Genomic DNA, 3,206 nt, shown 5'->3' with positions numbered 1-3,206 from the left:
GCTCCTTCAATAAACCAGTCCCGGTGCATGACCGCATTGGTGATAGCCTCCCGAAGAGAAGCCATCGGGTACTCGGGGATCTCTTCTCTCTTCAGGCCCTCAATCCGGTACGAAAGCCGGGTATTCCGCTCGATGAAGCGGAGACTGTCTTCGATATCGGCAACCGCACCGCCGGCGAAGTCCTTCCGGTCAAGGATACGGACATTTGTTGTTCCCTGAAAGAGGATACAGGTGATGTATGCCTGGTTGAAGAATCTCCGGGGTTCTTTTGCAAAGAAGAGGATGCCGGCATTCCGGAAGAGGAGTTTTCCGCCTGACCGTTCGGCTGCCTCGATATTGACGAGGATATCTTCCCGGTTCCCAGTCGGTGATATCCCACTCTTGGAAAGCCAGGTCCTGAATTTATCTGCGTCAAATCCTCTGGATATCTGAACTTCGGTGATATGGAGAGGTCAAACCTGATGGCTCCTTCTTTCTGGAAAAAGGTCCATATTTCTTCACGGGTAAGTTTCTGGGTAACGGCTCCCTGTCGCCAGAAGAATCCGTCGCTGCACTGGACTGGTTTTTCAGAGCTCTCCCTGACGGTGATGATGGTGACATTGTCGATATGGGTGATGAGGATCTTGACCGGCGGGTCACAGTTCCGGGCGATGTCCTGTATTCGTGCCCTGATGTCATTCGTGTCTGTGATACCCTTGACCGATCCGTCGTCCCGAACTCCGAGAAGGATTTTGCCTCCGGCAGTGTTTGCGAAGGCTACGAGTTCCCGGGATAAGGCAGAGGAGAGAGATTCCTTGTATTCGAGCATGGAGCCTTCGCCTTCCTGGAGGAGGATCGAGAGATCAGATCGGTTCATAGTCCGGTAAACCTGATTGTTTATTCAAATCCATTGCTCATTTGTTTATCGAAAGACTGTCGAACAAGTCCCATGACATAGGGTAGTTGTGATACTGATATCATATTTATCTCAACATCCCCATTTCCCCATTTTCCAATCCCGGTAATGTCTCTACACACCCCTTTTGGATCATTGACATCTGGATATTTCATATTTAAAGTTAACCGAAGACTTTTTGACATAGGTTCCACATCGACAAAATTGGTCTCCGCTTTGTAGGCAATGTAGAGTTTTGTATATACTTCAGATACACAGGGATCAAGAGCAAGCACTTCTTTCCTGAATGCTTCAAACATATCACGGACTGCTCCAGGTTTGAGGTGCTTGTAGTTATCTATGGAATACTCAAGGGATGGCGATTTTTGCTGGTATTGTGCGATTATATCTTCAGTAAGGGTGATTCCTTCCCATACCCTTATTGCCATCTGAGCGAGTATCTCTGCTCTATCCTTGATGGTCGCTTCATTCCAGACTTCCCGACGACCGAGATCTTGATTGAGAAGAAGGGGACTCATTTTAAATCCTTTTTCATTATCCCTTTTCTCAGAAAACGGCTTATCACTGTATTCAGAATTATATGCAGTAAGAGTCAGGTTTCCCAGAGTATGCAGCCACTTTTCTTGAATTTGCTTCCAATCGGGACCGAGATCTTTCTTCCATGATTCAGAAAGATTCTCATTTTGTGGCATAACATGTTCAATCGAGTATTCATCTACCGGAACAGGTTCCTTTCTGTCATTATTTTCTAGCCTTCTTAGACAGTATTTCCTAGCTCTTGTTTTATTGTATAAGTCACACGTTTTCATTCTCTGTTTAAAATCTTCATCTGAAGGGAATCGACGGTATGATTTTAATAATGCGAATGTGGCCTGAACATTTTCTAGATATTTATCTTTTTTTAGATTTTTCGAAAATGTCGCAAATGTTTTGTTCATCGAGTTCGTTGGTATATCACAGATTACCCTTCGAAATACATATGATTCTATTAAACGAACTATTTTCAGGAAATCGTCCTTGGTCAAGATTTGAGATACATAATCATGATATAATTCCAAAAGAAGAGGAAAAGCGACATCTACCTTTAATTCACGGAGGTCAAAGAAAGCTCTTTTCAAGTCTTTTTCTTCTTCCTGACCTAATGCCATCGCACAAAAATATCTTGAATAGGAATAGATATCAGATACCAGAGATTCCACACCATTCTTTTCGATGTCCGGTGTTCGTGAATATTTTTTAAACGCCTCGTAAACCTGATCAATCTTGGGGATATCTCCACCAGTTTTTACTGTCAGGTAATGACGTATAAAACCATCAAATTCCTGCCCGTATGCTTCCTGCCCAAATTCAACCTCCATTGGACGCCAATAATTTTCATAGAGTTTTGTTTGTAATTCTGGCTCCAATCTCATCAGGATATAATTTCGAATAAGATCGGCCTGGGTAAGTTCCCTGCCTGTTGAATTCATGCTTTCGAAGATAAGTTGTGGGTTATCCTGATCCCTGTCCAATGCAATATCTACAACCAGAAGTTTAGCAACCCCTTTACATATTGCCTCGATTTCTGATTGTGAGTCGGAAATTAGCTTCTCAAAAAGAGTATAATTGTTAGTGATACGAATCGAAGGTTCTTTTGGAGGATGCTTTTCTCCGACTATTGATATGAGGGAGTCTTTATCGGTTTGTGAGAGGATGAGTTTATACCGTTTTTCCCCTTCTTCTTCAGGATTTAAGAGATAATAGTTACGTAATTTCCGTGGAGAAAAACCCTCTACTGGTTCTTTGGTTCCTTCTTCCAGATTGTCTAGATATTTTGCTAATGCTGCAATGAGAAGAGTGATGGTTGTAAGACGTTGTTGTCCATCAATAACCAGAAGTGGAGACTGGCTTGTGACCTGATACAGACCTTTTTCGATGTAAACAATAGAGCCTACAAAATGGGCTGATATTTCGTCATTCGTTCCGGTTCTGATGATATCATCCCATAATTGTTTACATTCTTTTTCTGTCCAGGAGTATGTCCGCTGGTAAATCGGGATTATAAATTGAGGAGATTTTTTGAGAAAATCTATGAGTTTTGCTTCTGTTGCTTTCATTATATCAATCCAAAGAGATTAAGTGGGTTGTCTCCGGTCATGTCGTCGCCTCAAGAAATTTCTCAGGGTTATCTATCTGAAGTTCTCCGGAAAGGAGTTTGGGGAGGAGGGTGTCACGGATAGCAGTATCTCCGAATGAACAAGTTAGTCGAGAAAATATAAGCTAATAATATGTCTCATGAAGAGGTTTTGGTGTTTGATTACTATCGACAATT

The 3,206-nt window shown here is 42.4% G+C and carries 2 protein-coding genes; both read right to left on the bottom strand.

The window, feature by feature from the left end; translation table 11 throughout:
* Positions 1-91: 91 nt before the first annotated feature.
* Positions 92-856, bottom strand: a complete 765-nt coding sequence (locus tag LDL35_RS15095) for a helix-turn-helix domain-containing protein (RefSeq protein WP_304024025.1) — start codon at positions 854-856, stop codon at positions 92-94.
* A gap of 20 nt (positions 857-876) precedes the next feature.
* Positions 877-2,991 carry a DUF262 and DUF1524 domain-containing protein gene (locus tag LDL35_RS15090; protein ID WP_304024022.1) on the bottom strand — a complete coding sequence of 705 codons (2,115 nt, stop codon included), beginning with the start codon at positions 2,989-2,991 and terminating at the stop codon, positions 877-879.
* Between the last annotated feature and the right edge of the window lie 215 nt (positions 2,992-3,206).

The sequence above is a fragment of the Methanospirillum hungatei genome (assembly GCF_020216685.1).
GTDB lineage: Archaea > Halobacteriota > Methanomicrobia > Methanomicrobiales > Methanospirillaceae > Methanospirillum > Methanospirillum hungatei_B.
Note: the sequence above shows the minus strand (reverse complement) of the source record. Positions and strands in the feature narration are given on the sequence as shown.

Coding starts and splice junctions, on each gene's coding strand:
- LDL35_RS15095 (WP_304024025.1), bottom strand. CDS start 856: ATGAACCGATCTGATCTCTCGATCCTCCTCCAGGAAGGCGAAGGCTCC.
- LDL35_RS15090 (WP_304024022.1), bottom strand. CDS start 2,991: ATGAAAGCAACAGAAGCAAAACTCATAGATTTTCTCAAAAAATCTCCT.